This is a genomic window from Mesorhizobium sp. B2-9-1 (assembly GCF_006439455.1).
In the GTDB taxonomy this organism is placed as follows: domain Bacteria; phylum Pseudomonadota; class Alphaproteobacteria; order Rhizobiales; family Rhizobiaceae; genus Mesorhizobium.
In genome coordinates this window covers 1-24,235 of sequence record NZ_VFTP01000006.1, presented here as the reverse complement: position 1 = coordinate 24,235, position 24,235 = coordinate 1, and the positions used below count along the sequence as shown (strand labels likewise).

22 protein-coding genes are annotated in these 24,235 nt (G+C 64.6%); 16 read left to right on the top strand and 6 right to left on the bottom strand.

What is annotated here, in order from left to right:
* Nucleotides 1-8: 8 nt before the first annotated feature.
* A complete protein-coding gene (locus FJW05_RS13645) occupies nt 9-188 on the top strand; it encodes a Flp family type IVb pilin (protein WP_140543577.1) in 180 nt (59 codons plus the stop codon).
* Nucleotides 189-205: 17 nt separating this feature from the next.
* On the opposite strand, the gene FJW05_RS13640 is transcribed toward FJW05_RS13645, so the two are convergent.
* Complete coding sequence (locus FJW05_RS13640) at nt 206-1,078, bottom strand: methyltransferase domain-containing protein (protein WP_140632800.1); 873 nt, start codon at nt 1,076-1,078, stop codon at nt 206-208.
* Between the two features lie 65 nt (nt 1,079-1,143).
* Here FJW05_RS13640 and FJW05_RS13635 point away from each other — a divergent pair, with 65 nt between their 5' ends.
* The 4 genes from FJW05_RS13635 (at nt 1,144) to FJW05_RS13620 (ending at nt 3,579) form a co-directional block, all read left to right on the top strand.
* On the top strand, nt 1,144-1,944 hold the full coding sequence (locus FJW05_RS13635) for a ComF family protein (RefSeq protein ID WP_140632798.1): 801 nt from the start codon (nt 1,144-1,146) through the stop codon (nt 1,942-1,944).
* Nucleotides 1,945-2,018: 74 nt separating this feature from the next.
* Nucleotides 2,019-2,288, top strand: a complete 270-nt coding sequence (grxC, locus tag FJW05_RS13630) for a glutaredoxin 3 (protein ID WP_140543583.1) — start codon at nt 2,019-2,021, stop codon at nt 2,286-2,288.
* A gap of 2 nt (nt 2,289-2,290) precedes the next feature.
* Nucleotides 2,291-3,157 carry a carbon-nitrogen hydrolase family protein gene (locus tag FJW05_RS13625; protein WP_140632795.1) on the top strand — a complete coding sequence of 289 codons (867 nt, stop codon included), beginning with the start codon at nt 2,291-2,293 and terminating at the stop codon, nt 3,155-3,157.
* On the top strand, nt 3,154-3,579 hold the full coding sequence (locus tag FJW05_RS13620) for a DUF1178 family protein (RefSeq protein ID WP_140632792.1): 426 nt from the start codon (nt 3,154-3,156) through the stop codon (nt 3,577-3,579). The genes FJW05_RS13625 and FJW05_RS13620 overlap by 4 nt, the downstream gene beginning before the upstream one ends.
* Before the next feature lie 7 nt (nt 3,580-3,586).
* Here FJW05_RS13620 and FJW05_RS13615 read toward each other — a convergent pair whose 3' ends face one another.
* Entirely contained in the window at nt 3,587-4,072 is a 486-nt protein-coding gene (locus FJW05_RS13615) for a MarR family transcriptional regulator (RefSeq protein WP_140632789.1), read from the bottom strand.
* A 99-nt stretch (nt 4,073-4,171) separates the two neighbouring features.
* Between FJW05_RS13615 and FJW05_RS13610 the strand changes: the two genes are divergently transcribed.
* Nucleotides 4,172-5,104 carry a DMT family transporter gene (locus tag FJW05_RS13610; RefSeq protein WP_140632786.1) on the top strand — a complete coding sequence of 311 codons (933 nt, stop codon included), beginning with the start codon at nt 4,172-4,174 and terminating at the stop codon, nt 5,102-5,104.
* 56 nt (nt 5,105-5,160) lie between these two features.
* On the opposite strand, the gene ubiG is transcribed toward FJW05_RS13610, so the two are convergent.
* Nucleotides 5,161-5,910: a bifunctional 2-polyprenyl-6-hydroxyphenol methylase/3-demethylubiquinol 3-O-methyltransferase UbiG gene (ubiG, locus tag FJW05_RS13605; RefSeq protein ID WP_140632783.1), complete on the bottom strand. Its 750-nt coding sequence runs from the start codon at nt 5,908-5,910 to the stop codon at nt 5,161-5,163.
* Between the two features lie 244 nt (nt 5,911-6,154).
* On the opposite strand from ubiG, the gene FJW05_RS13600 reads away from it, so the two are divergent.
* A complete protein-coding gene (locus tag FJW05_RS13600) occupies nt 6,155-6,712 on the top strand; it encodes a putative glycolipid-binding domain-containing protein (RefSeq protein ID WP_140632780.1) in 558 nt (185 codons plus the stop codon).
* Between the two features lie 30 nt (nt 6,713-6,742).
* Here FJW05_RS13600 and FJW05_RS13595 read toward each other — a convergent pair whose 3' ends face one another.
* The gene (locus tag FJW05_RS13595) at nt 6,743-7,039 is read right to left on the bottom strand and encodes an antibiotic biosynthesis monooxygenase (protein WP_140632777.1); all 297 of its coding nucleotides are present in this window, start codon (nt 7,037-7,039) and stop codon (nt 6,743-6,745) included.
* Between the two features lie 212 nt (nt 7,040-7,251).
* Here FJW05_RS13595 and FJW05_RS13590 point away from each other — a divergent pair, with 212 nt between their 5' ends.
* The 8 genes from FJW05_RS13590 to FJW05_RS13555 all read left to right on the top strand — a co-directional run bounded on the left by FJW05_RS13590 (nt 7,252) and on the right by FJW05_RS13555 (nt 19,443).
* Nucleotides 7,252-8,505 (top strand): aspartate kinase, encoded by a 1,254-nt coding sequence (locus FJW05_RS13590; RefSeq protein ID WP_140632774.1) that lies wholly within the window; start codon nt 7,252-7,254, stop codon nt 8,503-8,505.
* 83 nt (nt 8,506-8,588) lie between these two features.
* Nucleotides 8,589-10,859: a phosphoenolpyruvate--protein phosphotransferase gene (gene ptsP, locus FJW05_RS13585; RefSeq protein ID WP_140632771.1), complete on the top strand. Its 2,271-nt coding sequence runs from the start codon at nt 8,589-8,591 to the stop codon at nt 10,857-10,859.
* Between the two features lie 207 nt (nt 10,860-11,066).
* On the top strand, nt 11,067-12,146 hold the full coding sequence (gene prfA / locus FJW05_RS13580) for a peptide chain release factor 1 (protein ID WP_140632768.1): 1,080 nt from the start codon (nt 11,067-11,069) through the stop codon (nt 12,144-12,146).
* Nucleotides 12,139-13,008: a peptide chain release factor N(5)-glutamine methyltransferase gene (prmC, locus tag FJW05_RS13575; RefSeq protein WP_140632765.1), complete on the top strand. Its 870-nt coding sequence runs from the start codon at nt 12,139-12,141 to the stop codon at nt 13,006-13,008. Before prfA ends, prmC begins: the two co-directional genes overlap by 8 nt.
* Before the next feature lie 313 nt (nt 13,009-13,321).
* On the top strand, nt 13,322-14,356 hold the full coding sequence (locus FJW05_RS13570; protein ID WP_246673412.1) for a DUF4167 domain-containing protein: 1,035 nt from the start codon (nt 13,322-13,324) through the stop codon (nt 14,354-14,356).
* A gap of 224 nt (nt 14,357-14,580) precedes the next feature.
* Complete coding sequence (gene clpB / locus FJW05_RS13565; RefSeq protein ID WP_140632763.1) at nt 14,581-17,187, top strand: ATP-dependent chaperone ClpB; 2,607 nt, start codon at nt 14,581-14,583, stop codon at nt 17,185-17,187.
* A gap of 116 nt (nt 17,188-17,303) precedes the next feature.
* Complete coding sequence (locus FJW05_RS13560; protein ID WP_140632760.1) at nt 17,304-17,684, top strand: MmcQ/YjbR family DNA-binding protein; 381 nt, start codon at nt 17,304-17,306, stop codon at nt 17,682-17,684.
* 220 nt (nt 17,685-17,904) lie between these two features.
* The gene (locus FJW05_RS13555; RefSeq protein ID WP_140632757.1) at nt 17,905-19,443 is read left to right on the top strand and encodes a L,D-transpeptidase family protein; all 1,539 of its coding nucleotides are present in this window, start codon (nt 17,905-17,907) and stop codon (nt 19,441-19,443) included.
* Here the strand turns inward: FJW05_RS13555 and FJW05_RS13550 are convergent.
* The gene (locus tag FJW05_RS13550) at nt 19,417-20,049 is read right to left on the bottom strand and encodes a TMEM175 family protein (protein ID WP_140543611.1); all 633 of its coding nucleotides are present in this window, start codon (nt 20,047-20,049) and stop codon (nt 19,417-19,419) included. The genes FJW05_RS13555 and FJW05_RS13550 overlap by 27 nt on opposite strands.
* 223 nt (nt 20,050-20,272) lie before the next feature.
* Between FJW05_RS13550 and FJW05_RS13540 the strand changes: the two genes are divergently transcribed.
* A complete protein-coding gene (locus FJW05_RS13540) occupies nt 20,273-21,826 on the top strand; it encodes an MFS transporter (protein ID WP_140632751.1) in 1,554 nt (517 codons plus the stop codon).
* On the opposite strand, the gene FJW05_RS13535 is transcribed toward FJW05_RS13540, so the two are convergent.
* Nucleotides 21,823-23,802, bottom strand: coding sequence for a M23 family metallopeptidase (locus FJW05_RS13535; RefSeq protein ID WP_181164940.1), 1,980 nt, complete (start codon nt 23,800-23,802; stop codon nt 21,823-21,825). The genes FJW05_RS13540 and FJW05_RS13535 overlap by 4 nt on opposite strands.
* Nucleotides 23,803-24,235: the final 433 nt, after the last annotated feature.

Genomic DNA, 24,235 nt, shown 5'->3' with positions numbered 1-24,235 from the left:
CGGTGATCATGAAAAACCTGCTGCAGCAATTCATTGAAGACGAAACGGGCGCTACGGCCGTCGAATATGGCCTGATCGTCGTGGTGTTGTCGCTGGCCATCATCGCCGGGGTCAAGCAGGCGGCAGATGGGCTGGTGTGGCTGTTCACCGACAACAACAGCAAGCTTGCCAACGCCTTCGCTCACTGACGGCATCACGGGCGCGCTCAGGTCCTGGACGGGTTCTCCAGGACCGCCTTGAGCGAGACCTTGGCGGATCCCGGCTTGAGCGGCTTTTGCTGCGAGGCGTCGGGCGCCCAGCCGGACATCCAGACAATCGAAAAACTTGCTCGGACACGGCCATCCGGATCCGCGAACCGCTCGGCGTAGAGTTCCGCGGCGCGGGCAAAAAGCCGTCTGCCGGCGGGCCTGCGGCAGCGATCGACGAGCGCGCTTGTTTCACCCATGGCGCGCAGATCGGCGGCGAGATCGAACAGCGTGTCATAACGCACCGCGACCGTTTCGACATCGGCGACCGGCAATGCCAGGCCGGCGCGCTGCAACAGCGCGCCCGCGTCGCGCACGTCGGTGAAGGGAAGGATGCGCGGGCTTGCGCCGCCGTAAAGCTCCGTCTCGGCCGCCAGCATGCTCTCGCGCAATTCCGCCAATGTGCCAGCGCCGGCGAAAGCGCCGAGGAAAAGCCCATCCGGTCGCAACGCCCGGCGGATTTGCGCAAGCACGCCGGGAATGTCGTTCATCGCATGCATCGACAGCAGGGAGACGACGAGATCGAGGCTCGCCTCCTCGAACGGCACGGTCTCAGGGGGCGCTACCAGGCCGGTGCTGCCGGCGAGAAGCGCTTCGTCCATCTCGACGCGCACGATTTCGCCGACCTTGCCGCTGCCGGCAAGCACGTCCACGGCCGCTGAAGTCTGACAAAACAGCGCGGCCGCCTTGCCGAAGCGGCGTTCGACGGCGCCCAGCCGGTCGGCAAGATCCTCCGCGGCGCGGCGCATCAGGAAATCGGCGCCTTCGACGGGGCGCGCGAGTGCCCGGCGCTTGCGCGCGAGCCAGAGCTCGGTGTCGATCAAGGGCTGCAATGAAAAGCTTCCTGTTGTCCGCGCGTGCCTGAGTGGTGTTAAGGTGGCGCGGGGTTTCCTTTCACGTGGCCGATCCGGTGCGCAAGATCAAGACCATAGCGGTCCAGGATATGACGCGGCAGGCACTGGCCTGGCCGGCGCGCCTGTTGTTTCCGCCGGTTTGCGCCGGCTGTCGTCGTCATGTGTCGCAACCCGGCGTGCTGTGCGGCGCCTGCTGGCCGAAGCTTAGGCTGCTGGAAAAACCATGGTGCCCGGTGATGGGCACGCCCTTCACCCACGACATGGGCGAGGGGTTTCTTTGCGCCGAGGCGATCGCCGATCCGCCGCCCTTCGAGCGGGCGCGGGCCGCCGTCCTCTATTCGGGCGTCGCGCGGCAGATGGTGCAAGGGCTGAAATATCAGGACCGCACCGACCTCGCGCCCTGGATGGCAAACTGGATGATGCGGGCCGGCGCCGAGCTGATTGCGGAGGCCGACCTGGTCGTGCCGGTGCCGTTGCATTGGCGGCGCTTCTTCCGGCGCCAGTTCAACCAGTCCGCGGAACTCGGTCGGGCCGTTGCAAAGCTCAGCGGGCTGCCCTTCTCGCCATCCGCGGTCAGGCGCGTGAAGCTGACACGCCAGCAGGTCGGGCTCGAACGGCACGAGCGCGAGGAGAATGTTCGCGCCGCGTTTCGCGTGCCGCCGGACGCCGAAATCGAGATAGCGGGGCGCCGGGTGCTCGTGGTCGACGATGTCTATACCACCGGTGCAACGGTGCGGGCCGTCACCAAGGCGCTGAAGAAAGGCGGCGCCGGCGCGGTCGACGTGCTGACCTTCGCGCGCGTCCTGCCGGGGGACTTCCGAGCCGATGAGTCTGCAACTATATAGTGCTTAAGTTGTTGTTTCGGTGCAGGTCGTTTACGCACAAGCGTTGGGCGATTTGCACAGGCAGGATTTTGCTGATGGTCGATGTGACGATCTATACGCGCATGATGTGCGGTTATTGCACGGCCGCCAAGCGGTTGCTCGAGCGCAAGGGTGTGACCTATACCGAGCACGACGCTTCATTCTCGCCGAAATTGCGCCAGGAAATGATTTCTCGGGCGCATGGGCGCACCACTTTTCCGCAGATATTCATCGGCGATACGCATGTCGGCGGCTGCGACGATCTCCATGAATTGGAGTCGCAGGGGCGGCTGGACGTGCTGCTTGCCAACGAAGCGAGGGCTTGATCATGGGTGTTTTCAAGGCGGCGGCGGTGCAGATGCGTTCGGGGACCAGCCCGGAGAGCAATGCGGCCGACATGGAAAGGCTGGTCCGCGATGCCGCACATCAGGGCGCGACCTACGTCCAGACGCCGGAAATGACCGGTGCGCTGATCCGCGACAAGCAGGCGGGGGCGGCGGCCTTCACCACCGAAGACAAGGACGTGGTCGTCGCGACCGCGCGCAGGCTGGCGAAGGAGCTCGGCATTCATCTGCATGTCGGCTCGACGGCGATCCTGCGCGCCGACGGCAAGCTCGCTAACCGCGCGTTCCTGTTCTCGCCAGACGGTGCCCTGATCGCCGCTTATGACAAGATCCACATGTTCGATGTCGACCTCGACAATGGCGAGAGCTGGCGTGAATCCGCCTCCTACGAGCCGGGAACGGAAGCGGTCGTGACCGATATCGAGGGGACGAGGCTGGGCTTTGCCGTTTGCTACGACCTGCGCTTTCCGCAACTGTTTCGCGCCGAGGCGATGGCCGGGGCCGAGGTGCTGACGGTGCCGGCCGCTTTCACGCGCCAGACCGGGGAGGCGCATTGGCATGTGCTGCTGCGCGCCCGCGCCATCGAGAACGGCGCCTATGTCGTCGCCGCCGCGCAGGGCGGCCTGCATGAGGACGGGCGCGAAACCTATGGCCATTCGCTGATCGTCGATCCGTGGGGGCGCGTCCTCGCCGAGGCCGCGCATGACGAGCCCGGCGTGATTGTCGCCGAGATCGATCCGGCGCAGTCGCTTGCCGCGCGCCGCAAGATCCCCAATTTGAAGAACGCGCGGGATTTCACCGTCAATGCCGGGACAAGCGAAGCGCCGCGTTTCAGGGGTGCCGCCTCTTGATCCGGTTTTCCCTGATCTGCGAACACGAGCACGAATTCGAAGCCTGGTTCCGCAGCAATGACGACTTCGACACCCAGAAGAAGCGCGGTTTCGTCGATTGCCCGCGCTGCGGCTCGCACCGGATAGAGAAGGCGCTGATGGCGCCTGCCGTCTCAACGTCCCGCAGCCGAGAGAAGGTCGCTTTGGCCATTGGCGAGGCGCAGAAGCAGGCGCTGGCGCAGCTCAAGGCGCTGGCCGAGAAGGTACGCGAGAATGCCGATTATGTCGGCGACAAGTTCGCCGAGGAAGCGCGCAAGATCCATTTCGGCGAGACCGATCCGCGTGGCATCTACGGCGAAGCGACGCCCGAAGAGGCGCGGAGTCTCGTCGAGGATGGCGTCGAGTTCATGCCGATCCCAAGTTTTCCGGACGACCGGAACTGAGCAGGGACTAGCTCAAGCTTCCGATCAGTTTTTCCAGCACTTTCGCCAGCACTTCCCGGTCCTCGCGTGTCAGGCCGGCGAGGATTTCATGCTCGTTGGCGACGTGGGCGGCAAGCGCTTCGTTGATGAGATCGAGCCCTTTCCCGGTCAATTGCACAACCACGCCACGTCGGTCGCTGGGGTGCGGCGCGCGCTGGATCAGGCCGGCCTTCTCCAGCCGGTCGAGGCGTGCGGTCATGGCGCCCGACGTCACCATCGTCGCCTCGTAAAGCTCGGTTGGCGTCAGCGCATAGGGCGCGCCGGAACGGCGCAGCGTCGCCAGGACATCGAATTCGCCGGACTGTAGTCCGAAGCGGGCAAAGACCGGCGCCAGCCGGTCGCGGGCGATGAGCGCCGAGACCTCGTTCAGCCGCCCGATGACACCCATCGGCGACACGTTGAGATCCGGCCGCTCCCGTCGCCACTGTTCCATGGCTTTGCCCGCTCGATCCATGTTGCTCACCGCAAAGTATCTTTACATAAAGAATCTTTCCGTTATCTTACTGCAGGAAGAACTGGCCGCCAAGCGGTCTCGCAGCGACAGGACGAACCAATGAGATTTCTCTGGGATTCAGCGATCTGGCTTCTGGTCGTGACGGGCGGGCTGCTGGGCATGACGCTGCCGTTCGGCAAGCTCGCCACCGCCGCCGGGGTGCCGGCCATGGTCTGGGCCTTCGTCATCTCGCTGGGCGCAGGCGGCGTGCTGTTTCTGGCGCTTCTGCTGCGCGGCGAGCGCATCCGGCTGACGCCGCACAAGCTGCGCTATTTCTTCGTCACCGCCGCGATTTCCTACGCCATTCCCAATCTTTTGATGTTCTCGGCCATCCCGCATCTCGGCGCCGGCTACACCGGCATCATGTTCACCCTGTCGCCGGTGATCACGCTGGTGTTCTCGATCGTGCTCGGTGTCAGGCGCCCCAATCTGCTCGGGGTCATCGGCATCGCCGTCGGCTTTGTCGGCGCGGCGATGGTCGCGCTGACGCGCGGCGAAGCGGGGCAGCCGGCCGACTATTTCTGGGTGGCGATCGGGCTGCTCATCCCGGTCAGCCTTGCCGCCGGCAACATCTACCGCACCGTCGACTGGCCGCAAGGCACGGGCCCGATCGAGTTGGCGGTCGGCAGTCACCTGGCGTCGGCCACGCTGCTCCTCATCGGCATTTCGACGCTTCTGGGCGGGCAAGCCTTCATTCCGCTCGGCGGCGTGCCGCTCGTGGTCGTCGGCCAGGTAGCGTCGGCCTCGGCGATGTTCGCCTTCTTCTTCCGCCTGCAGGCGGTCGGCGGCCCGGTCTATCTCAGCCAGATCGGCTATGTAGCGGCGGCCGTCGGCCTGTTCGCCGGCACGATCTTCCTCGGCGAGCACTACCAGCTTCTGACCTGGCTGGGCGCCGCCATCATCACCGTCGGCGTGTTCATCACGACCAAGGCGCAAAGCCAGGCCGGCGCGCCGGCGCCGGTCCGGGTCGAGCCGGCGGCGTTCCGCAGCTAGTCCTCCTTGCCGGCGCCCACTGGAGGCGTGAAGCGGGCGGGCCGGCTTGCTGCCGTTCAGACCGAAGCTTTCTCCGCCAGCACCATGTAATTGACGTCCATGTCCCTGGACTTCTGCCAGCGGTCGGCCAGCGGATGATAGATGACGCCGGTGCGGTCGACCACCGTGAGCCCGGCGGCGCCCAGCGCCTTCGCAAGCTCCTCCGGACGGACCAGCTTGCCGAACTGATGCGTGCCGCGCGGCAGCCAGCGCAGCAGATATTCGGCGCCGATGATGGCAAGGCCGAGCGCCTTCAGCGTGCGGTTGATGGTGGCGACGAACATGATGCCGCCGGGGCGGACCATCTGGCCGCATTTGGCAACGAACAGGTCGACATCGGCGACATGCTCGACCACTTCCATGTTCAGGATGACATCGAAGGTTTCGCCGGCATCGGCCAGCGCCTCGGCCGTGGTGGCGCGGTAGTCGACGCTGACGCCGGCCTCCGCCGCATGCAGCTTCGCCACTTCGATGTTGGTTGCGGAAGCATCGGCGCCGACCACTTCGGCGCCAAGCCTGGCCATCGGCTCGCACAGCAAACCGCCCCCGCAACCGATGTCGAGGAAGCGCAGGCCATCGAAGGGCCGCGCCGCGCGCGGATCGCGGCCGAAACGGGCTGCAACCTGATCGCGGATATAGGCAAGCCGCACCGGATTGAACTTGTGCAGCGGACGGAACTTGCCATTCGGGTTCCACCATTCGGCGGCAAGGGCGGAGAAGCGTTCCACTTCTCCGGCATCGATGGTCGATCGGCGGGGCTCTGGCATAGGCGGGTCTCCTCGAACGCCAAGAAGTCGGGGAACGCTAGGAAGTCGGGCGCGGGGGAGGGAATGTCAAGGCGGGTTTTTTGCTGCTGACGTCAGACCGCCCGCAGGCCCAACCTTGTCGATGCATCAGGCCGCGTTCTGTCAGCACCTGGCAGCTTGGTTGCCGCGCTGCCGAAACAAATCGGATGGGCGAACGAAAGGCTGTCATCGACAGGGAGCGAGACCGAGACGGGAGTGTGCGAAAATGCGAATTCTGGCTTCGATCCTTTGGCAACGGCTCGACCTGGAGGGGCACGACGCTTGCCTGCTTGGCGAGACGGATGACAGCCGGACCCTCAAGGGCCATGCGCTTTTCGTCCACGACGCCGGTCCGTGCGGCTTTGCCTATGAGGTGGATTGCGACCTGAGCTGGCGTACCCGCAGGGCGCGGGTCGACGGCTTTTGCGGCATTCGGGAGATGCATTATCGGATTGAACGTCTTGCCGGCGGCCAGTGGCTGCTGAACGGTGCAAGCCAGGCGGAGGTTGCCGGCCTCGTCGACGTCGATCTCGGCTTCACGCCCGCCACCAACCTTCTGGCGATCCGTCGGCTCGAGCTTGGCGCCGGCATGGGGGCGCCGGCGCCGGCCGCCTATCTGGCCTTTCCTGAACTCAGGCTCTCGCGTCTCGAACAGACCTACCGGCGGCTCGACGACAGCCGCTATGCTTATGCCGCGCCCGTGTACAGCTACGATGCCGTCCTGACGGTCTCGCCGGCCGGTTTCGTTCTCGACTATCCCGGCCTGTGGCGAAGCGCTGCCTGAGCCGCGGCTGCGCGACCGGCAATGTCGCGATCAACGCGACAGCGCGATCGTCGCATGGTTCATAGCGACGCTGGCCGGCTCGATCGCCTGCACGGCTTCGCTGCCGCCGATCTCGGCCATGATGCGGCCGGCCGCCGCCTGGGCCTGTTCCATGCTCTGCCAGCGCACGACATCCACCCAGCTTCCATCCTCGCGCCGGCCGAGATGCCGGCTGAGGAAGCCCGGCTGCCGGGCAAGCCAGTCGGTGATGACGCCGTTGCTGGCGACAAAGCCGGCTTCGGCGCCGGGCTTGAGGCGGAAAGTGACGATTTCCAGGGTTTCAGTCATGAGACTCTCCAACGGGCCGTTTCGCCAGTCTTATGGCATGATCGGCGGCAAGATTCTGTCAGTAGAGGTGGTGCCGGGCCGCTCATGGCCGCGCTCGCTTGCGAAGCGTTGCTGTTTTGGCTAAGGAGGCCGCGCATTCCGGCGCCGGGCTTACCCGGCGTTTCCTCTCGTTCCGGGCTCGAGCCGGCTTCAGTCAAAGGCATTTCGCTTCCATGGCGCGTATCGTGATGAAATTCGGCGGAACCTCGGTCGCCGACATCGCCCGCATCCGCAACGTGGCGCGCCATGTCAAGCGTGAGGTCGATGCCGGCCACGAGGTTGCCGTGGTGGTCTCGGCGATGGCCGGCAAGACCAACGAGCTGGTCGGCTGGACCCGCGAAGCCTCGCCCATGCACGACGCGCGCGAATATGACGCCGTTGTCGCGTCGGGCGAGCAGGTTACCGCCGGTCTCCTGGCAATCACGCTGCAGAACATGGGCATCCATGCACGGTCCTGGCAGGGCTGGCAAATCCCGATCAAGACCGACAATGCGCATGGCGCGGCGCGCATCCTCGATATCGACGGCGCCTTCCTGATCAAGCGCTTCGGCGAGGGCCAGGTGGCCGTCATCGCCGGTTTCCAGGGCATCGGCCCGGACAACCGCATCGCGACGCTCGGCCGCGGCGGCTCCGACACCAGCGCCGTGGCGATCGCCGCTGCCGTCAAGGCCGACCGTTGCGACATCTATACGGATGTCGACGGCGTCTATACGACCGACCCTCGCATCGAGCCGAAGGCCCGTCGGCTGGCCAAGATTTCGTTCGAGGAAATGCTCGAAATGGCTTCGCTCGGCGCCAAGGTGCTGCAGGTGCGCTCGGTCGAGCTTGCCATGGTACACAGGGTGCGTACCTTCGTGCGGTCGTCCTTCGACGATCCCGACGCGCCCGGAATGGGGGATTTGCTCAATCCGCCCGGAACGCTTATTTGCGACGAGGAAGAGATCGTGGAACAGCAGGTCGTCACCGGAATTGCCTACGCCAAGGACGAAGCGCAGATCTCGCTGCGCCGCGTCGGCGACCGTCCAGGCGTTGCCGCCGGCATCTTCGGCCCGCTGGCCGAAGCCAACATCAATGTCGACATGATCGTCCAGAACATCTCCGAGGACGGCAAGTTCACCGATATGACCTTCACCGTGCCGTCCGGCGACGTCGACAAGGCGCTTGCGGTGCTGGAGAGGCTGAAACCCGATGTCGGCTACGACGTCGTCCAGTCGGAAGCCGGCATGTCGAAGGTCTCGGTCATCGGCATCGGCATGAGGAGCCACGCCGGCGTCGCCGCCACCGCCTTCAAGGCGCTGGCCGACAAGGCGATCAACATCCGCGCCATCACCACGTCCGAGATCAAAATCTCGATACTGATCGACGGTCCCTATACGGAACTTGCAGTTCGTACTTTGCATTCCGTCTACGGGCTCGATAAGCAATAGCAAGAACTGAGTCAGTTGTTGCGTGAGCGCCGGCCGCAGGAGAAACTGCGGCGGGCGAAATGCCCATTGGAGAACAAGCCGCGATGCGTGATACGGCCAGTGGCCCGCGCGTTCTGCTCAAACGGCTTCGCGAGCTCATGCAGGAGCCGCTGGAGCCGCAGGAGCGGCTCGACCGCATCGTGCGCGACATCGCCTCCAACATGGTCGCCGAAGTCTGCTCGCTCTATGTGCTGCGCGCGGATTCGGTGCTCGAGCTCTACGCCACCGAGGGTCTGAACCCCAACGCCGTCCACCTGGCGCAGCTGCGGCTCGGGCAGGGCCTGGTCGGCACGATTGCCGCCAGCGCGCGACCGCTCAACCTCTCCAACGCGCAGGAGCATCCGGCTTTCGCCTACCTGCCGGAAACGGGCGAAGAGATCTATAACTCCTTCCTCGGCGTGCCGGTGCTGAGGGCAGGGCGCACGCTGGGCGTGCTGGTGGTGCAGAACAAGACCATGCGCCATTACCGCGACGACGAGGTCGAGGCGCTGGAAACGACGGCGATGGTGATCGCCGAGATGATCGCCACCGGCGATCTCGCCCGCCTGACCAAGCCGGGGCTGGAGCTCGACCTGCGCCGCCCGGTGAGCTTCACCGGCCTTTCGTTCAATGAGGGTGTCGGGCTCGGCCATGTCGTGCTGCACGAGCCGCGCATCGTCGTCACCAACCTCTTCAACGAGGACAGCGAGGAGGAGGTGCGCCGGCTGCAGTCCTCACTCGGCTCGCTCCGGCTCTCCATCGACGACATGCTGGAACGGCGCGAGGTCGCGTTCGAGGGCGAGCACCGCGAGGTGCTCGAGGCCTATCGCATGTTCGCGAACGACAGCGGTTGGGTGCGGCGGCTGGAAGAGGCGATCCGCAACGGCCTGACGGCGGAAGCCGCCGTCGAAAAGGTGCAGAGCGACATGCGCGCCCGCATGCTGCACATGACCGACCCTTATCTGCGCGAGCGCATGAGCGATTTCGACGACCTTGCCAACCGGCTGCTGCGCCAGTTGATGGGACGCGGTCCGGAAGATGTCGCGGCCTCGCTGCCCAAGGACGCCATCATCGTCGCCCGCTCGATGGGCGCGGCCGAGCTGCTCGACTATCCGCGCGACAAGCTGCGCGGCCTGGTGCTGGAGGACGGCGCTGCCACCAGCCACGTCGTGATCGTCGCGCGCGCCATGGGCATTCCCGTCGCCGGACAAATGAAGGGCGCCGTTTCCATGGCGGAAAACGGCGACGCCATCATCGTTGACGGCGAAGAAGGCACCATCCATCTCAGGCCGCAATCCGACCTGGAAGCCGCCTATGCCGAAAAAGTCCGCTTCAGGGCGCGGCGGCAGGAGGTCTATCGCGAGCTGCGCAAGAAGCCGTCGCTGACCAAGGACGGGGTTCCGGTCGATCTCCTGATGAATGCGGGCCTTGCTGTCGACCTGCCGCAGCTGACCGAATCGGGCGCCGCCGGCATCGGACTGTTCCGCACCGAGCTGCAGTTCATGGTCGCCTCGACCTTCCCCCGCGCCGAGGCGCAGGAACGGCTTTATCGCGACGTGCTCGAGGCGGCGCGCGGCAAGCCCGTCACCTTCCGCACCATCGACATCGGCGGCGACAAGGTGCTGCCCTATTTCAAGGGCGCGGTGCAGGAAGAGAACCCGGCGCTGGGCTGGCGGGCGATCCGGCTCACCCTCGACCGTCCCGGCCTGCTCAGGACGCAGATACGGGCGCTGCTGAAGGCCAGCGGCGGCCGCGAGCTGAAGCTGATGCTGCCGATGGTCACCGAGCTGTCGGAAATCGCGCAGGCGCGCGAGATCATCGACCGCGAGGTCCGGCATCTGTCGCGCTTTGCGCATCACCTGCCCACCAGCCTCAAGCTCGGCGCGATGCTGGAGGTGCCGTCGCTGCTGTTCCAGCTCGACGAATTGATGAAGGCGGTGGATTTCGTTTCGGTCGGCTCCAACGACCTCTTCCAGTTCGTCATGGCCGTCGATCGCGGCAATACCCAGCTCGCCGACCGCTTCGACAACCTGTCGACGCCGTTCCTGCGGGTGCTGAAGACGATTGCCGATGCCGGTGTGCGCAACGACACGCCGGTGACGCTCTGCGGCGAACTGGCCGGCAAGCCGATCTCCGCCATGGCGCTGATCGGCCTGGGCTTCCGCTCGATCTCGATGTCGCCGGCCTCGATCGGCCCGGTCAAGGCGATGCTGACCGAGCTGCCGCTGCAGGAACTGAAGGCCTTTTTCGACGACAATCTAATGGCGCCCAGCCAGAAATTGCCGATGCGAGCCTTGCTTCAGGCCTTTGCAGACGATCGTTCGATTCCGCTCTAGATTCACGTGAGGGCGGTCTGCAAATGGCGATTTTCTGCGCTTCCGGCCTTCGCCGGCCGAAGCATTCGTGAGTGGCGCGGCAGCTAAATTAAGGCTATGGCCGGCGTAGGCCGGTGCTCATGTACCTAAATGTACATTCCGCTCCGGTTCTCGAAACTCCCCATTTTCGACTCGCCCTGACGTGAATTCCATCGAAGTTCGAAGATCATGATCAACCTGCCCCGCGACCGCATGGATCAAGTCGTCAAGCGTTTCGACATGCTCGAGGCGCAGATGGCGGCCGGACCCGCCGCCGATCAATATGTGAAGATGGCTTCGGAATATGCCGACATCCAGGAGATGGTGGGCAAGATCCGGGCGCTGCGCGCCGCCGAGCAGGAGCAGGCGGATCTCGAGGCGATGCTTGCCGACAAAGCGACCGATGCCGATATGCGCGCGCTGGCCGAGGCGGACCTGCCTGAGGTCGAGAGCCGCATCGAGACGCTGCAGAGGGACATCCAGATCCTGCTGCTGCCCAAGGATGCGGCCGACGAGAGGAACGCCATCCTCGAAATCCGCGCCGGCACCGGCGGCGACGAAGCGGCCTTGTTCGCCGGCGATCTCTTTCGCATGTATGAGCGCTATGCCGCCTCGCGCGGCTGGCGCTTCGAGGTGGTATCGGCGAGCGAGGGCGAGGTCGGCGGCTACAAGGAAATTATCGCCGCGGTGTCGGGCAAGGGCGTGTTCGCGCATCTGAAGTTCGAATCCGGCGTGCACCGCGTGCAGCGCGTGCCGGAAACCGAAGCCGGCGGGCGCATCCACACCTCGGCCGCGACCGTCGCCGTGCTGCCCGAGGCCGAGGAGGTCGATATCGAAATCCGGGCGGAGGACATCCGCATCGACACGATGCGGGCCTCCGGCTCGGGCGGCCAGCACGTCAACACCACCGATTCGGCGGTTCGCATCACCCATTTGCCGACCGGCATCATGGTGGTGCAGGCGGAAAAGTCGCAGCACCAGAACCGGGCGCGCGCCATGCAGATCCTGAGGGCCCGACTCTACGATCTCGAGCGCAGCCGCGCGGATGAGGAGCGCTCGTCGTCGCGAAAATCGCAGGTCGGCTCGGGCGACCGCTCGGAGCGCATCCGCACCTACAATTTCCCGCAAGGCCGTGTCACCGACCACCGCATCAACCTCACGCTCTACAAGCTCGACCGGGTGATGATGGGCGAGTTGGACGAGATCGTCGGCGCGCTGATCGCCGACCATCAGTCGAAGCTGCTTGCCGATATGAGCCTCGATGGCTGATCGACTGCCCGCCGCGCTCGGACCGCTGCTCAGGGCAGCGCGCGAGCGTCTGGCCATAGCCGCCATCGACGATCCGGCGCTCGATTCGCGGCTGATCGTCGAGCATTTCTCGGGCACGACCCGTATCCAGGCCATCGCCGAACCGGGACAAGAGGTGGGTTCGGCGGCGCTTTCGGCCATCGAAGCGGCCCTGAGGCGTCGCGTCGCAGGCGAGCCGGTGCACCGTATCCTCGGCTACCGCGAATTCTACGGTTTGCGCCTGTCGCTTTCGCCGGAGACGCTGGAGCCCCGGCCGGACACCGAGACGCTGGTCGACGCCGTCCTGCCCTTTGCGCGGGCGACGGCCGACAGGCTTGGCGAATGCCGCATTCTCGATCTCGGCACGGGCACCGGCGCCATCGCGCTGGCGCTGCTCAGCGCCGTTCCGGCGGCCACCGCGACGGGCGTCGACATTTCGCTCGGCGCATTGGCGGTTGCGGCCGGAAACGCCCGGGCCCTAGGGCTCGGCGAACGCTTCAAAGCCTTGCATTCCAACTGGTTCGAAAAAGTTTCGGGCCACTACCATGTAATTGCCTCGAACCCTCCCTATATACCCAGTCGAGACATTGGAAATCTGCAGGACGAGGTCCGCGATTTCGACCCGCACCGGGCCCTCGACGGTGGTGCGGACGGTTTGGGCCCCTATCGGGTCATTGCCGCTGAAGCGGCGGAATTTCTGCAAGCGCAAGGCAAGGTAGCGGTCGAGATCGGCCATACGCAGAAAAACGAAGTCACCGGGATATTCGCGGCAGCCGGCTATGTGTTAACCGGGTCACATCGCGATCTTGCTGGCAATGACAGAGTTCTGGTGTTCGAGCGTTGAAAGCCCTGATGCAGTGCGAAAAAACCGCTTGGCAATACCGGGGAATGCAGTTAGGGTCCGGCTCAACCGGATGAGACGAAGCAGGCAGTGCTCCCAGCGATTCGGTTTTCCTTGGAAATAGCTGCCTTCTTGCGCAAACGACGCCCAAGCTTCGTGCGGGAATCATCCGGCAAGTGATGTAACCGGGACAGGATGGCACGTGGCGCCAACGCAATTGATGCGGGCGAACGCCGGTGAAGAGACGAAACGGCTGGCTGCATGAGCGCCACCGTTCGTGAAGAGTTTTTCGAAAATTCACTATGAAGAGAGTCTAATGAGGCCACAACAGCAGAACAGGCGCATGCGCGGTCGCAACAACAATGGCGGCGGTGGCAACAACAACAACCGCAAGGGGCCAAACCCCCTGACCCGCAACTACGAAAGCAACGGCCCGGACGTGAAAATCCGCGGATCGGCTCAACAGATCGCCGAGAAATACGCCACACTCGCCCGCGACGCGCAAAGCTCCGGCGACCGGGTTATGGCGGAGAACTACCTCCAGCACGCCGAGCACTATAATCGCATCATTGCCGCCGCGCAGGCGCAGATGCCGATCCAGAACGCCCAGCAGAATCGCGACGATTTCGACGACGATATGGACGAGGATCGCGAGGAGTTCGACAATATCGGCAACAACAGCGGCAATGGCGCCGATGCGCCGGGCACAGCGAACGGCTCCGGCCCGCAGCCAGTGATCGAAGGCACGCCGGCGGAACTCGCCTACAACCAGGAAAACGGCCGCGACAACAACAGCCGTCGCGACAACAACCAGCGCGACAACAATGGCCGCGACCGGCATCGTGACCGCCGCAACGGCGGCGGCCAGTATGGCCAGAACGGTCAGCGTGGCGAAAACGCCCAGCGCGGCGAGCAGGGCGGCCAGCAGTTCGACCAGAACCGCCGCAATGAGGGACAGGCGCAGCCCGAGGCGACCGGCGAGGCTGGTTCACAGGCCGTGCAGGCGCCGCAGTTCGACAGTTTCTCGCCGGCTGCCCTTGCCGCACAGGCCGAGCTCAACGAAGCCGCCCAGGACAATGGCGGCCGCCGTCCGCGGCGTCCGCGGCGTCCCCGCGGCAGCTATGCCGACCAGGCCGGTGGCGGGCAGGGCGACCGGCCGGAGGGCTCGAGCCCGGAAGGTTCCGGTCCTGAAAGTTCAGGCGAAACGCGCAACGCGGCGAACAGTGGCGACGAGGTCGGCGCCAAGCCGGCCGAAGAGGCGAACGAGGCGAGGGAGCCTGCCGCCAGCGAGCCGGCACCTGTTGTCAACGAAGCTCCCGGCGAGCCCGTAGCTGCCGACGTAAACAACTGATCCAGACGCCAATTCAAGCATCGCTGACGGCGGAGAGAAATCTCCGCCGTTTTTGTACATGCGCGCCTGGGAATATTCTGCATTGATCGACATCAAGGCGTCTTGAGGGACCGTGGCCAATACACCATATCTGCGCTGAACAGGGCTCGGCTCTTTTGAGCGGGTCCGTCACCGCAATCTGATCCGGTGCCGCAAAGCGGGCCGGTGATGGAAGGAGACAGCGAATGAATCTTGAAAAATACTCGGAGCGCGTGCGCGGCTTCATCCAGTCCGCGCAGACCATGGCGCTGTCGCGCAACCACCAGCAATTCACGCCCGAACATATACTGAAGGTGCTCGTCGACGATGACGAGGGCCTCGCCGCATCCTTGATCGAGCGCGCCGGCGGCAATGTCCGCGACGTCAAGCTCGGCGTCGAAACGGCGCTGGAGGCGATGCCCAAGGTCGAAGGCGGTAACGGCCAGCTTTACCTCGCCCAACCGCTCGCCAAGGTGTTCTCAACCGCCGAGGACCTGGCCAAGAAGGCCGGCGACAGCTTCGTCACCGTCGAGCGGCTGCTGCAGGCGCTTGTCATGGAGAGGTCGGCCAAGACCGCCGACATCCTGTCCAAGGCAGGCATCACCGCGCAGGCGCTCAACCAGGCCATCAACGACATCCGCAAGGGCCGCACCGCCGATTCGGCCAGCGCCGAGCAGGGCTATGACGCGCTTAAGAAATACGCGCGCGACCTCACCGCCGACGCCCGCGCCGGCAAGCTCGATCCGGTCATCGGCCGCGACGACGAGATCCGCCGCACCATCCAGGTGCTGTCGCGGCGCACCAAGAACAATCCCGTCCTGATCGGCGAGCCGGGCGTCGGCAAGACGGCGATCGCCGAGGGCCTGGCGCTGCGCATCGTCAATGGCGACGTGCCGGAATCGCTGAAGGACAAGCAATTAATGGCGCTCGACATGGGCGCGCTAATTGCCGGCGCCAAATATCGCGGCGAGTTCGAGGAGCGGCTGAAGGCCGTGCTCAACGAGGTAACCTCGGCCAGCGGCAACATCATCCTGTTCATCGACGAGATGCACACGCTGGTCGGCGCCGGCAAGGCGGACGGCGCGATGGACGCCTCGAACCTGTTGAAGCCCGCGCTGGCGCGCGGCGAATTGCACTGCGTCGGCGCGACCACGCTCGACGAATACCGCAAGCATGTCGAAAAGGATGCCGCGCTTGCCCGCCGTTTCCAGCCCGTCTTCGTCGACGAGCCGACGGTGGAAGACACGGTTTCGATCCTGCGCGGCCTGAAGGAGAAATACGAGCAGCACCACAAGGTGCGCATCTCCGATTCCGCGCTGGTGTCGGCGGCCGCACTTTCCAACCGCTACATCGCCGACCGCTTCCTTCCCGACAAGGCGATCGACCTGGTCGACGAAGCGGCGTCCAGGCTGCGCATGCAGGTCGATTCCAAGCCTGAGGCGCTGGACGAGATCGACCGCCGCATCATGCAGCTCAAGATCGAGCGCGAGGCGCTGAAGGTCGAGAAGGACGAGGCCTCGAAGGACCGGCTTGCCCGGCTGGAGAAGGAGCTCGCCGACCTCGAGGAGGAATCGAGCGAGCTGACCACCAAGTGGCAGGCCGAAAAGCAGAAGCTTGGCCTTGCCGCCGACCTGAAGAAGCAGCTCGACGAGACGCGCAACGAACTGGCGATCGCGCAGCGCAAGGGCGAGTTCCAGCGCGCCGGCGAGCTTGCCTACGGCAAGATCCCGGAACTCGAGAAGAAGCTCAAGGAAGCCGAGGCGCAAGACGGCAAGACCGGCATGGTGGAAGAGGTGGTCACGCCCGACCATGTCGCGCATGTCGTGTCGCGCTGGACCGGCATTCCGGTCGACAAGATGCTGGAGGGGCAACGCGAGAAGCTCTTGCGCATGGAAGACGAGATCGGCAAGCGCGTCGTCGGCCAGGGCGAAGCCGTGCAGGCGGTGTCCAAGGCAGTGCGGCGCGCCCGCGCCGGATTGCAGGATCCGAACCGGCCGATCGGCTCGTTCATGTTCCTCGGACCGACCGGCGTCGGCAAGACCGAGCTCACCAAGGCGCTGGCCAGCTTCCTGTTCGACGACGAGACGGCGCTGGTGCGCATCGACATGTCGGAGTTCATGGAGAAGCACTCCGTCGCCCGGCTGATCGGCGCGCCTCCCGGCTATGTCGGCTATGAGGAAGGCGGCGCGCTGACCGAAGCGGTGCGGCGCCGGCCATATCAGGTCGTGCTGTTCGACGAGATCGAGAAGGCGCATCCGGACGTGTTCAACGTGCTCCTGCAGGTGCTCGACGACGGAAGGCTGACCGACGGCCAGGGCCGCACGGTCGACTTCCGCAACACGCTGATCATCATGACGTCCAATCTTGGCGCCGAGTATCTGGTCAATCTCAGCGACGACCAGGATGTCGACGCCGTGCGCGACGAGGTGATGAGCGTGGTGAAGGCCTCGTTCCGGCCGGAGTTCCTCAACCGCGTCGACGAGGTGATCCTGTTCCACCGGCTGCGCCGGCTGGACATGGACCGCATCGTCGAGATCCAGCTCAAGCGGCTGGAGAACCTGCTTGTCGACCGCAAGATCGCGCTGTCGCTGGATCACGACGCCATCGAGTGGCTGGCGTCGAAGGGCTACGATCCGGCCTATGGCGCCAGGCCGCTGAAGCGGGTGATGCAGAAGGAGCTGCAGGATCCGCTGGCGGAGAAGATCCTGCTCGGCGAGATTCTCGACGGTTCGACCGTCAAGGTCACGGCGGGCTCCGACCGGTTGAACTTCCGCTCGAAGCCGACCGTGGTGGCGACGGAAGCCGCCGCCTGATTTCGGGCGAGCTTGAATGAACGCGAAGCGCGTCGCATCGTATGGTGCGGCGCGCTTTGTTATTCGCAGTGATTGCGCATAATCAGCTGCCGATTCGGATGACCGCGAAGGACTTCATGAAGCTCGACGATTACAACGGCTTCTGCGCTTCATTGCCCGCCACGACGCATGTCGTTCAGTGGGGCGGCGCCCATGTCTGGAAGGTCGGCGGCAAGGTGTTCGCCATCGGCGGCTGGAACGAGGGCGGCGAGCTCTTCGTCACCTTCAAATGTTCCGAGATGGCCTATGACGTGCTGAAAGATCAGCCGGGCTGCCGGCCGGCGCCCTATCTCGCCTCGCGCGGCATGAAATGGATCCAGCGTCAGACAAGCCAAAGCATGGATGATGCGGCGCTCGAGGACTATCTGCGAGAGAGCCATCGCCTGGTCGTCCTCAAGCTGACCAGACAGGCACGCAAGGAATTGGGGCTTGCCGCAGGCCAAAACGCCTCGCGCTGAAACGGATATAGTCGATGCGTCTTAGCTTTTGTTTCGATGCATGTCGGTCCCCCGGAACCGCCGCGTATTCTTGGGGACCTGCATGAGCTCATATTCCTCAAGGTACCGGAAAACCGCCATCTTCATGCCCGGTTCATGTTGGAACCTTAATCTGGGCAGCTGGTTTTGCTGGCGAAGATTCGCCGCCGGAAGCCCGAGTCGACCGGAGAGCTTGACCCCCATGCTGCGCTTGATCTTTTCCCTTTCGGCACTCGCGGCCGGGCTGGTGTCTTCCAGTGCGTTCGCCATGCCGAGCGCGGATGGTGCGCGGTCTGCGCGCCCGGCTGAGCGCGGCGCGCTGATGCTGGCCCAGGACGGCAATATCGACATCTACTACGACGCCAGGGGTAATCGGGTGCTGGTCGATGCCGACACCGGCAAGGTCATCGCCATCCAGCCGCCGGGCAGCAGGCTCGACCGCCGCGCGCTTCGCCGGCAGATGCGCATGCAGGAACTCGGCCGCGCGCCGGCCGAAGACGACGATCGCTACTATCTCGACAATCCCGACGACATGGCTCGCTTCCGCCGGCGGCAGCTCGAGGAAAATGGCCGGGTCATCCCGCCGCCGGTCGACGAATATGACCTCAACGACAATTCCGTCGATGCCTATCCGCCGGCGCCCAACAACGATGAAGGCTATGCCACCACTTATCCGGAGGCGCCGAGGTCCAACACAATCAAGCGCCAGCCGCTGAACGAGGCGTCGGTCGATCCGGAGCAGCCGGGCCAGGGCGAAGTGCTCCAGACCAATCCGGATGCCCAGGCGGCACTGCCGCCGAACACTGGTGGCAAGGCCACGGTCGATCCGTCGCTGTCGCTCGGCGTGCGCCAGGACGTTGCGGCGCTGCAGGTGCTGCTCGACCGCGGCGGCGCCTCGCCGGGCGTGATCGACGGGCGTTTCGGCTCGAATGTCGATAAGGCGCTGGCCGCCTACAACGAAATAAACGGCAGCAATCTGAAATCGACCGATGCGGTCGGCATCCAGGCAGCGCTTGCCCAGTCCGGCGGCGACGCCTTTGCCTCCTATACGATCACGCCGGAGGATGCGGCCGGTCCCTACGTCGCCTCGATCCCCGAAGACTACAGCCAGAAGGCCAAGCTCGATCGTATGGGCTACACCTCGGTCACCGAAGCGCTGGCCGAGCGCTTCCATATGGACGAGACCTACCTGAAGTCGATCAACAAGGGCGTGGACTTCAATCGCCCGGGCACGATGATCAAGGTCGCCAATTTCGGCAAGCTGGTGTCGACGCCGGTGGCGCGCATCGTCGCCGACAAAACCAAGAAGGAAGTCTACGCCTACGACGTGGGCGGCAAGCTGGTCGCGGCCTATCCCGCGACGATCGGCTCGGCCGACACGCCCTCGCCCACCGGCATCCACACGGTGTCGCGCATCGCGCTCGACCCGAACTATACCTACAATCCCAACATAAATTTCAAGCAGGGCCAGAACGACAAGATCCTGACCATCCCGCCGGGACCGAACGGTCCGGTCGGCTCGGTGTGGATCGCGCTCGACAAGCCGACCTACGGCATCCACGGCACGCCCGATCCCTCCAAGATCGGCAAAACCGAAAGCCATGGCTGCGTGCGCCTGACCAACTGGGATGCGCGCGAACTCGCCAAGGTGGTGTCGCCGGGCGTCACGGTGGAGTTTGTCGGCGGATCAACAATCGCGGATGTCGGCGGGACCTCAACCGATGAGTTTACGCAGCAGTAAGGCGCGCGGCGCCGCGGCATAGATGAGCTGCACCAGCAGGATGAAGCCTATGCTGAGCAGCGGCGTGATCAGGCAAAGCGCCGCGCCGACCGCCCACAGGATCTGCGCCTTGACGATCCGCTTGTAGACGGTGCGGCGTGTTTCAGCATCGACGTCCTCGGCGATCATGCCGTTCCTGTCGGCATACCACCAGCTTGCGTACAGCGTGGCGCCCAGCATCAGCAGGTTCAGCCAGTAGACCAGTACCGCGCCCCTGAATGCCAGGAAATCGGCGAGAAGGTCGGTTGAGAAGGGCAGCAGCGCGATAAAGGCAAGGAAGCACAGGTTGAGCGTCGCGAGCCGCCGGTCCGATTTCGCGATCAGGCCATGCTGTGCCTGCTGTCCGAACCAGAAGATGGTGAGCGTGAGGAAGCTCAGCGCATAAGTCAGGAATCGCGGCGCCAATGCGAGGATCGCGGCGAGCAATTCGCCTTCCGAATGCACCGCCTCATGCGACGGCACTCTGATCTCCAGCACGATCAAGGTCAGCGCGATGGCGAAAACGCCGTCGGTCACGCCGACGATGCGTCCGCGTCCTTCCGCCGACGGTTCGAGCGGCCGCTTCATGGCTTCCCCCTCTCACGATGATGGTGGAACCTAGCACGTCATTGGCGGTTTGCATCAGGATTGAGCCCACCTCGCCATCCGGTCCTGAATCAAGAAGAGAGAGCATGATGTCGTCCGAAAACCGCTTCACACTTTTCGGCATCATGCTCTGTCATCTGGTTTCAAGAACAGCGATGCTCTGGCTTGTTGTTGCGCCCGCGCGAGGGGGCTAAGCAGGGATCCGATGTCATCAGCGAATGAAACCACTGCCGATTCGCATTCGCCCGTGCGGGCGAACGGCACGTTTTGTCCTCAGACCCGGCGAAAATTCGTGCTGGTCGCTGCGATCCTCGCCTCTGCGCTCGGCTTCATCGACGGTTCGATCCTGGCGATCGCCATGCCGGCGCTGCGCGCGGATCTCGGCGCCAGCCTGGCGCAAGCGCAGTGGATTTCCAACGCCTATGCGTTGACGCTGTCGGCGCTCATCCTGGTGGGGGGCGCTGCCGGCGACCGGTTCGGACTGCGGCGCGCCTTCGTGGTCGGGATCGCGCTGTTCGTCGCGGCTTCGCTCGCCTGCGCGCTGGCGCCCGATCCGGCTATATTGATCGCCTTCCGCGCCATCCAGGGCATCGGTGCGGCGATCATGGTGCCGGGCAGCCTGGCCATTATCGCCAAAGCCTATCCGAAGAAGGAGCGCGGCCGGGCGATCGGCATCTGGGCCGCCGCTTCGGCGCTGACCACGGCGCTCGGTCCCGTGCTGGGCGGCTTCGTGCTCTCGACTTTCGGCAATGGCGTCTGGCGCGCGATCTTTGCCATCAACCTGCCGCTTGGGCTGATCTCGATCTATCTGCTTCTGGCCAAGGTGCCGGCCGACAAGCCGACCGAAAAACGCAGCCTCGACCTTGGCGGCGCGGCGCTGGCGACGCTTGCTTTCGGCCTGCTCGCCTACGGGTTGACGGCGATGAATGCCGAAGGCGCAGGGTTGATGTCGGGCCCGGCGATCGTTGCCGGCGTGGTCCTGCTTGTTGTCTTCATCTTTTACGAGCACAGGCGGCGCGACCCGATGATCGATCTCGGCCTGTTCCGGATCAGGGCCTTTGCCGGCGCCAATCTGGCGACATTTTTCCTTTATTTCGCGCTGTCGGCCAATTTGTTCTACCTGCCGATGCTGTTGATCGCCGGCTGGAGGCTGAGCGCGGCCGAGGTCGGCTTCATCTTCGTGCCGCTGTCGGCGTCGATCGCGCTTTTGTCCGGACCGGTCGGCCAGTGGTCGGATCGCATAGGCCCGCGTTTCCCGATCGCCAGCGGCAGCATGGTCGTCGCCATCGCCTTCGCCGGCCTTGCCTTGCTTACCCGTTTCGGCATCCACGATTTCTGGATCGGCACCTTTCCGCTAATGGCGCTGATGGGGCTTGGCATGGCGCAGGTCGTGTCGCCGCTGTCGACCGCGGTCATGACGTCCGTCGAGGACAAGGATACCGGGGCCGCCTCCGGCATCAACAACGCGGTATCGCGCGTCGGCGGCCTGATCGCGGTGGCGGCGATGGGCTCGCTGGCGGCCTGGGTTTACGCGCGGATGACCGGCAATGCCGCCGGGGTGCCCGGTTTCGGCGAGCCGCCCGCCTCCGGACTGGCCGCCAATATCGAAGCGGCCAGGATTGCGGCAAGCGATTCGGCTTTCGCCGCGGTCGCGGCGATCACGGCACTGCTTTGCGTGTTGTCTTCACTCACCGCCTGGTTCACGGTTCCCGGACAGGCATCGCCCTGGCCGCGAAAGACAAGCGATGAGCAAGATTAGTTCGGAAGCTGCGAATCAGTCTTGGCGCTGGCAACCTTCAGCGCGTTGCCGTCTTCCTGCTTCAGAAGATCGTCGATGCGCTCGCGCTCTTTCTTGAAGGCGACGAGATCGTCGCCCTTCAAAACCTTGCCGACCGGCAGGCGCACGCGCATCGAATCGACCTTGGTGCCGTTGACGATCAGCTCATAGTGAAGGTGCGGGCCGGTAGAGAGGCCGGTCTGGCCGAGATAGCCGATGACCTGCCCCTGCCGGACATGAACGCCTTCCTCGATGCCTTTGGCGAAAGCGCTCTGGTGATTGTAGGAGGTCTCGTAGCCATTGGCGTGGCGGATGATGATCTGCTTGCCGTAGCCGCCGGCCCAGCCGGCCTTCTCGACGACGCCGTTGCCGGCGGCGATGATCGGCGTGCCGATCGGCGCTGCCCAGTCGGTGCCGGTGTGCATCCGGACGTAGCCAAGGATCGGATGCCGGCGTGCGCCGAAGCCGGAGGTGAAGCGCCCGTTGGGCAGCGGATTGCGCAGCAGGAACTGCTTGGCGCTGCTGCCGTTCTCGTCGAAATAGTCGACGCTGCCGTCCTGCATCTGGAAGCGATAGAAATTGCGCGTTTGTCCGCCGAAGGTCGACGAGACGTAGAGAAGCTCGGAGTCGTCGGAGGCCTGGTCGTCGCCGTCGGGTTGGGAGAACAGCACTTCGAGACGGTCGGAAGGCGAGAGCCGCGACTGGAAATCCACGTCGGAAGCGAGCAGCTTGATCAGCTTCTGCGTCATCGCTTTCGACATGCCGTAGGAATAGGCGGTGCGGTAGATGCCGTCATAGACATTGGGCAGATTGCCACGCACCACGACGGGCTGCGAATCATCGAACGCCGTCAAAAGCTCGGGATTGGCCTCCGGCTCCTGCGCCGGCACATACTGGCCACGGTCGTCGAGCGCTATGGTGACGATGTGCGTGGTCTTGTCGTAGACGCTGGTGCGCACGACCTTGGCGATGTCGCCGCGCACCTCGAGGCCAACGCGCAGCACCGTTCCGGCCTTCAGCGCGGGGGCGTTCAAGAGCTTGGCGATGGCCTCCGCCATGCCGGTGGCGTCGTCGCCGGTATAGCCCGAATCGGCATAGGCCTCGGCGATATCGGTATCCTTAGTGAAGGGAATGATTTCCTCGGCGAAGGCAGGCGTCTGGTCGTCCGGCGTGGCGCGCGGCGCCACCGACACATTTTCCTGCGTGATCTTCACGTCATAGGAGCCGGCCATCGATTCCGCGAAGGCATCGCCGAACCGCTGCGGATCGATATAGTGCAGCGCTGCCACCTGGACGGCGCCGTCGCTCAAGCCGGTGCCGGCGTCCCGCACCACCCTTTCAACCTCGTCGGCGGAGAGATCGCTTTTTTCGTCGAACGAGGCCGTCTCGATCGGGAAATCGACCGTCTTCAGGCTCATCTCGCTTTCGACCTTGGCGCCGTAGATCTGACCGGCGACCGCGGCGGCCGTTGCCGGTTGCGCGTTGTCGTCGCTGTCGTCGCCGAACACCTGCATCGGGTCGAACGGCGGATAAGGGCGGCTGGTGGTGTGGCCGGCGGCCAGGGCCATCTTGATCTGCACGAAGGGCATGGTGTGGATAACGTCACGGTCGCCGACCTTGGTGACCATCGACACTTCCATGCGCCGCCGGTCCTTCGCCCGGGCGATCTGGCGGGGTGCTACCAGCCTTGTGGTCTTTGCCTGCTCGCCGGAATCATCGCCGCCGCTGGCAAGACCGATGAGCTCGGCGATTTCCGGCGGGGTCGCCAATTGCTGGCGCCCGTCAAGGGCGGCGAACAACGCGACGCCCATCAACACGCTCGATGTCACGCCGGTGAGAAAGGTGCCCGACAGCCAGCGCGCCGAGACCTCGCGGCGGTCGGGCGGACCGCTGCGACCGTCCGCGATCAGCGGCGGCTCGTTGCCGAGTTCGGCTATGACCTCTTCGGTATCTGGCATCCAGAAAGGCTGCTTCTTCCCCAGGCGAAACGGCTTGTCGTTGTCGTTGTGGCCATGACAATTGCCTGTCACGGCGGTTGAAGTCAAACGAAGCGGCAGGCCGGGGCCGATATCCCCAATCATGCGCCCCCTTGCGCAGGGCGCCCTGTCATCCGTCGTCGGCGAGCCTCGCATATACGCGCGCGCCTTCCTTACATGGGCCGGTTTCACGCCCCAATGCGGCGGCAATAGGGCCTCGTCGCGGATAACCCAGGGGCTGCCGCAAGGGCAGTCGGCTATCGAAAAAGTGGTTCGAAAAATTCGTCGCAAAAAATTCAAAAAAGTTCGAAATCGGTGTTGACGCGTCGAGGGAGGTCCGACTATATACGGCCCACGAACGAGGGCGGTGCGCCGCTGGCGACGAAGAAGTTTGCTTCTAGGTCTGCCCTCTGTT

What these genes read in the sequence shown, in the direction of transcription:
- FJW05_RS13540 (WP_140632751.1), top strand. Translation starts at nt 20,273, where the DNA reads ATGTCATCAGCGAATGAAACCACTGCCGATTCGCATTCGCCCGTGCGG.
- FJW05_RS13610 (WP_140632786.1), top strand. Translation starts at nt 4,172, where the DNA reads ATGAGATTTCTCTGGGATTCAGCGATCTGGCTTCTGGTCGTGACGGGC.
- clpB (WP_140632763.1), top strand. Translation starts at nt 14,581, where the DNA reads ATGAATCTTGAAAAATACTCGGAGCGCGTGCGCGGCTTCATCCAGTCC.
- ptsP (WP_140632771.1), top strand. Translation starts at nt 8,589, where the DNA reads ATGCGTGATACGGCCAGTGGCCCGCGCGTTCTGCTCAAACGGCTTCGC.
- FJW05_RS13560 (WP_140632760.1), top strand. Translation starts at nt 17,304, where the DNA reads ATGAAGCTCGACGATTACAACGGCTTCTGCGCTTCATTGCCCGCCACG.
- FJW05_RS13600 (WP_140632780.1), top strand. Translation starts at nt 6,155, where the DNA reads ATGCGAATTCTGGCTTCGATCCTTTGGCAACGGCTCGACCTGGAGGGG.
- FJW05_RS13645 (WP_140543577.1), top strand. Translation starts at nt 9, where the DNA reads ATGAAAAACCTGCTGCAGCAATTCATTGAAGACGAAACGGGCGCTACG.
- prmC (WP_140632765.1), top strand. Translation starts at nt 12,139, where the DNA reads ATGGCTGATCGACTGCCCGCCGCGCTCGGACCGCTGCTCAGGGCAGCG.
- FJW05_RS13590 (WP_140632774.1), top strand. Translation starts at nt 7,252, where the DNA reads ATGGCGCGTATCGTGATGAAATTCGGCGGAACCTCGGTCGCCGACATC.
- FJW05_RS13570 (WP_246673412.1), top strand. Translation starts at nt 13,322, where the DNA reads ATGAGGCCACAACAGCAGAACAGGCGCATGCGCGGTCGCAACAACAAT.
- ubiG (WP_140632783.1), bottom strand. Translation starts at nt 5,910, where the DNA reads ATGCCAGAGCCCCGCCGATCGACCATCGATGCCGGAGAAGTGGAACGC.
- FJW05_RS13550 (WP_140543611.1), bottom strand. Translation starts at nt 20,049, where the DNA reads ATGAAGCGGCCGCTCGAACCGTCGGCGGAAGGACGCGGACGCATCGTC.
- FJW05_RS13615 (WP_140632789.1), bottom strand. Translation starts at nt 4,072, where the DNA reads ATGGATCGAGCGGGCAAAGCCATGGAACAGTGGCGACGGGAGCGGCCG.
- FJW05_RS13625 (WP_140632795.1), top strand. Translation starts at nt 2,291, where the DNA reads ATGGGTGTTTTCAAGGCGGCGGCGGTGCAGATGCGTTCGGGGACCAGC.
- grxC (WP_140543583.1), top strand. Translation starts at nt 2,019, where the DNA reads ATGGTCGATGTGACGATCTATACGCGCATGATGTGCGGTTATTGCACG.
- FJW05_RS13595 (WP_140632777.1), bottom strand. Translation starts at nt 7,039, where the DNA reads ATGACTGAAACCCTGGAAATCGTCACTTTCCGCCTCAAGCCCGGCGCC.
- FJW05_RS13555 (WP_140632757.1), top strand. Translation starts at nt 17,905, where the DNA reads ATGCTGCGCTTGATCTTTTCCCTTTCGGCACTCGCGGCCGGGCTGGTG.
- prfA (WP_140632768.1), top strand. Translation starts at nt 11,067, where the DNA reads ATGATCAACCTGCCCCGCGACCGCATGGATCAAGTCGTCAAGCGTTTC.
- FJW05_RS13535 (WP_181164940.1), bottom strand. Translation starts at nt 23,802, where the DNA reads ATGCCAGATACCGAAGAGGTCATAGCCGAACTCGGCAACGAGCCGCCG.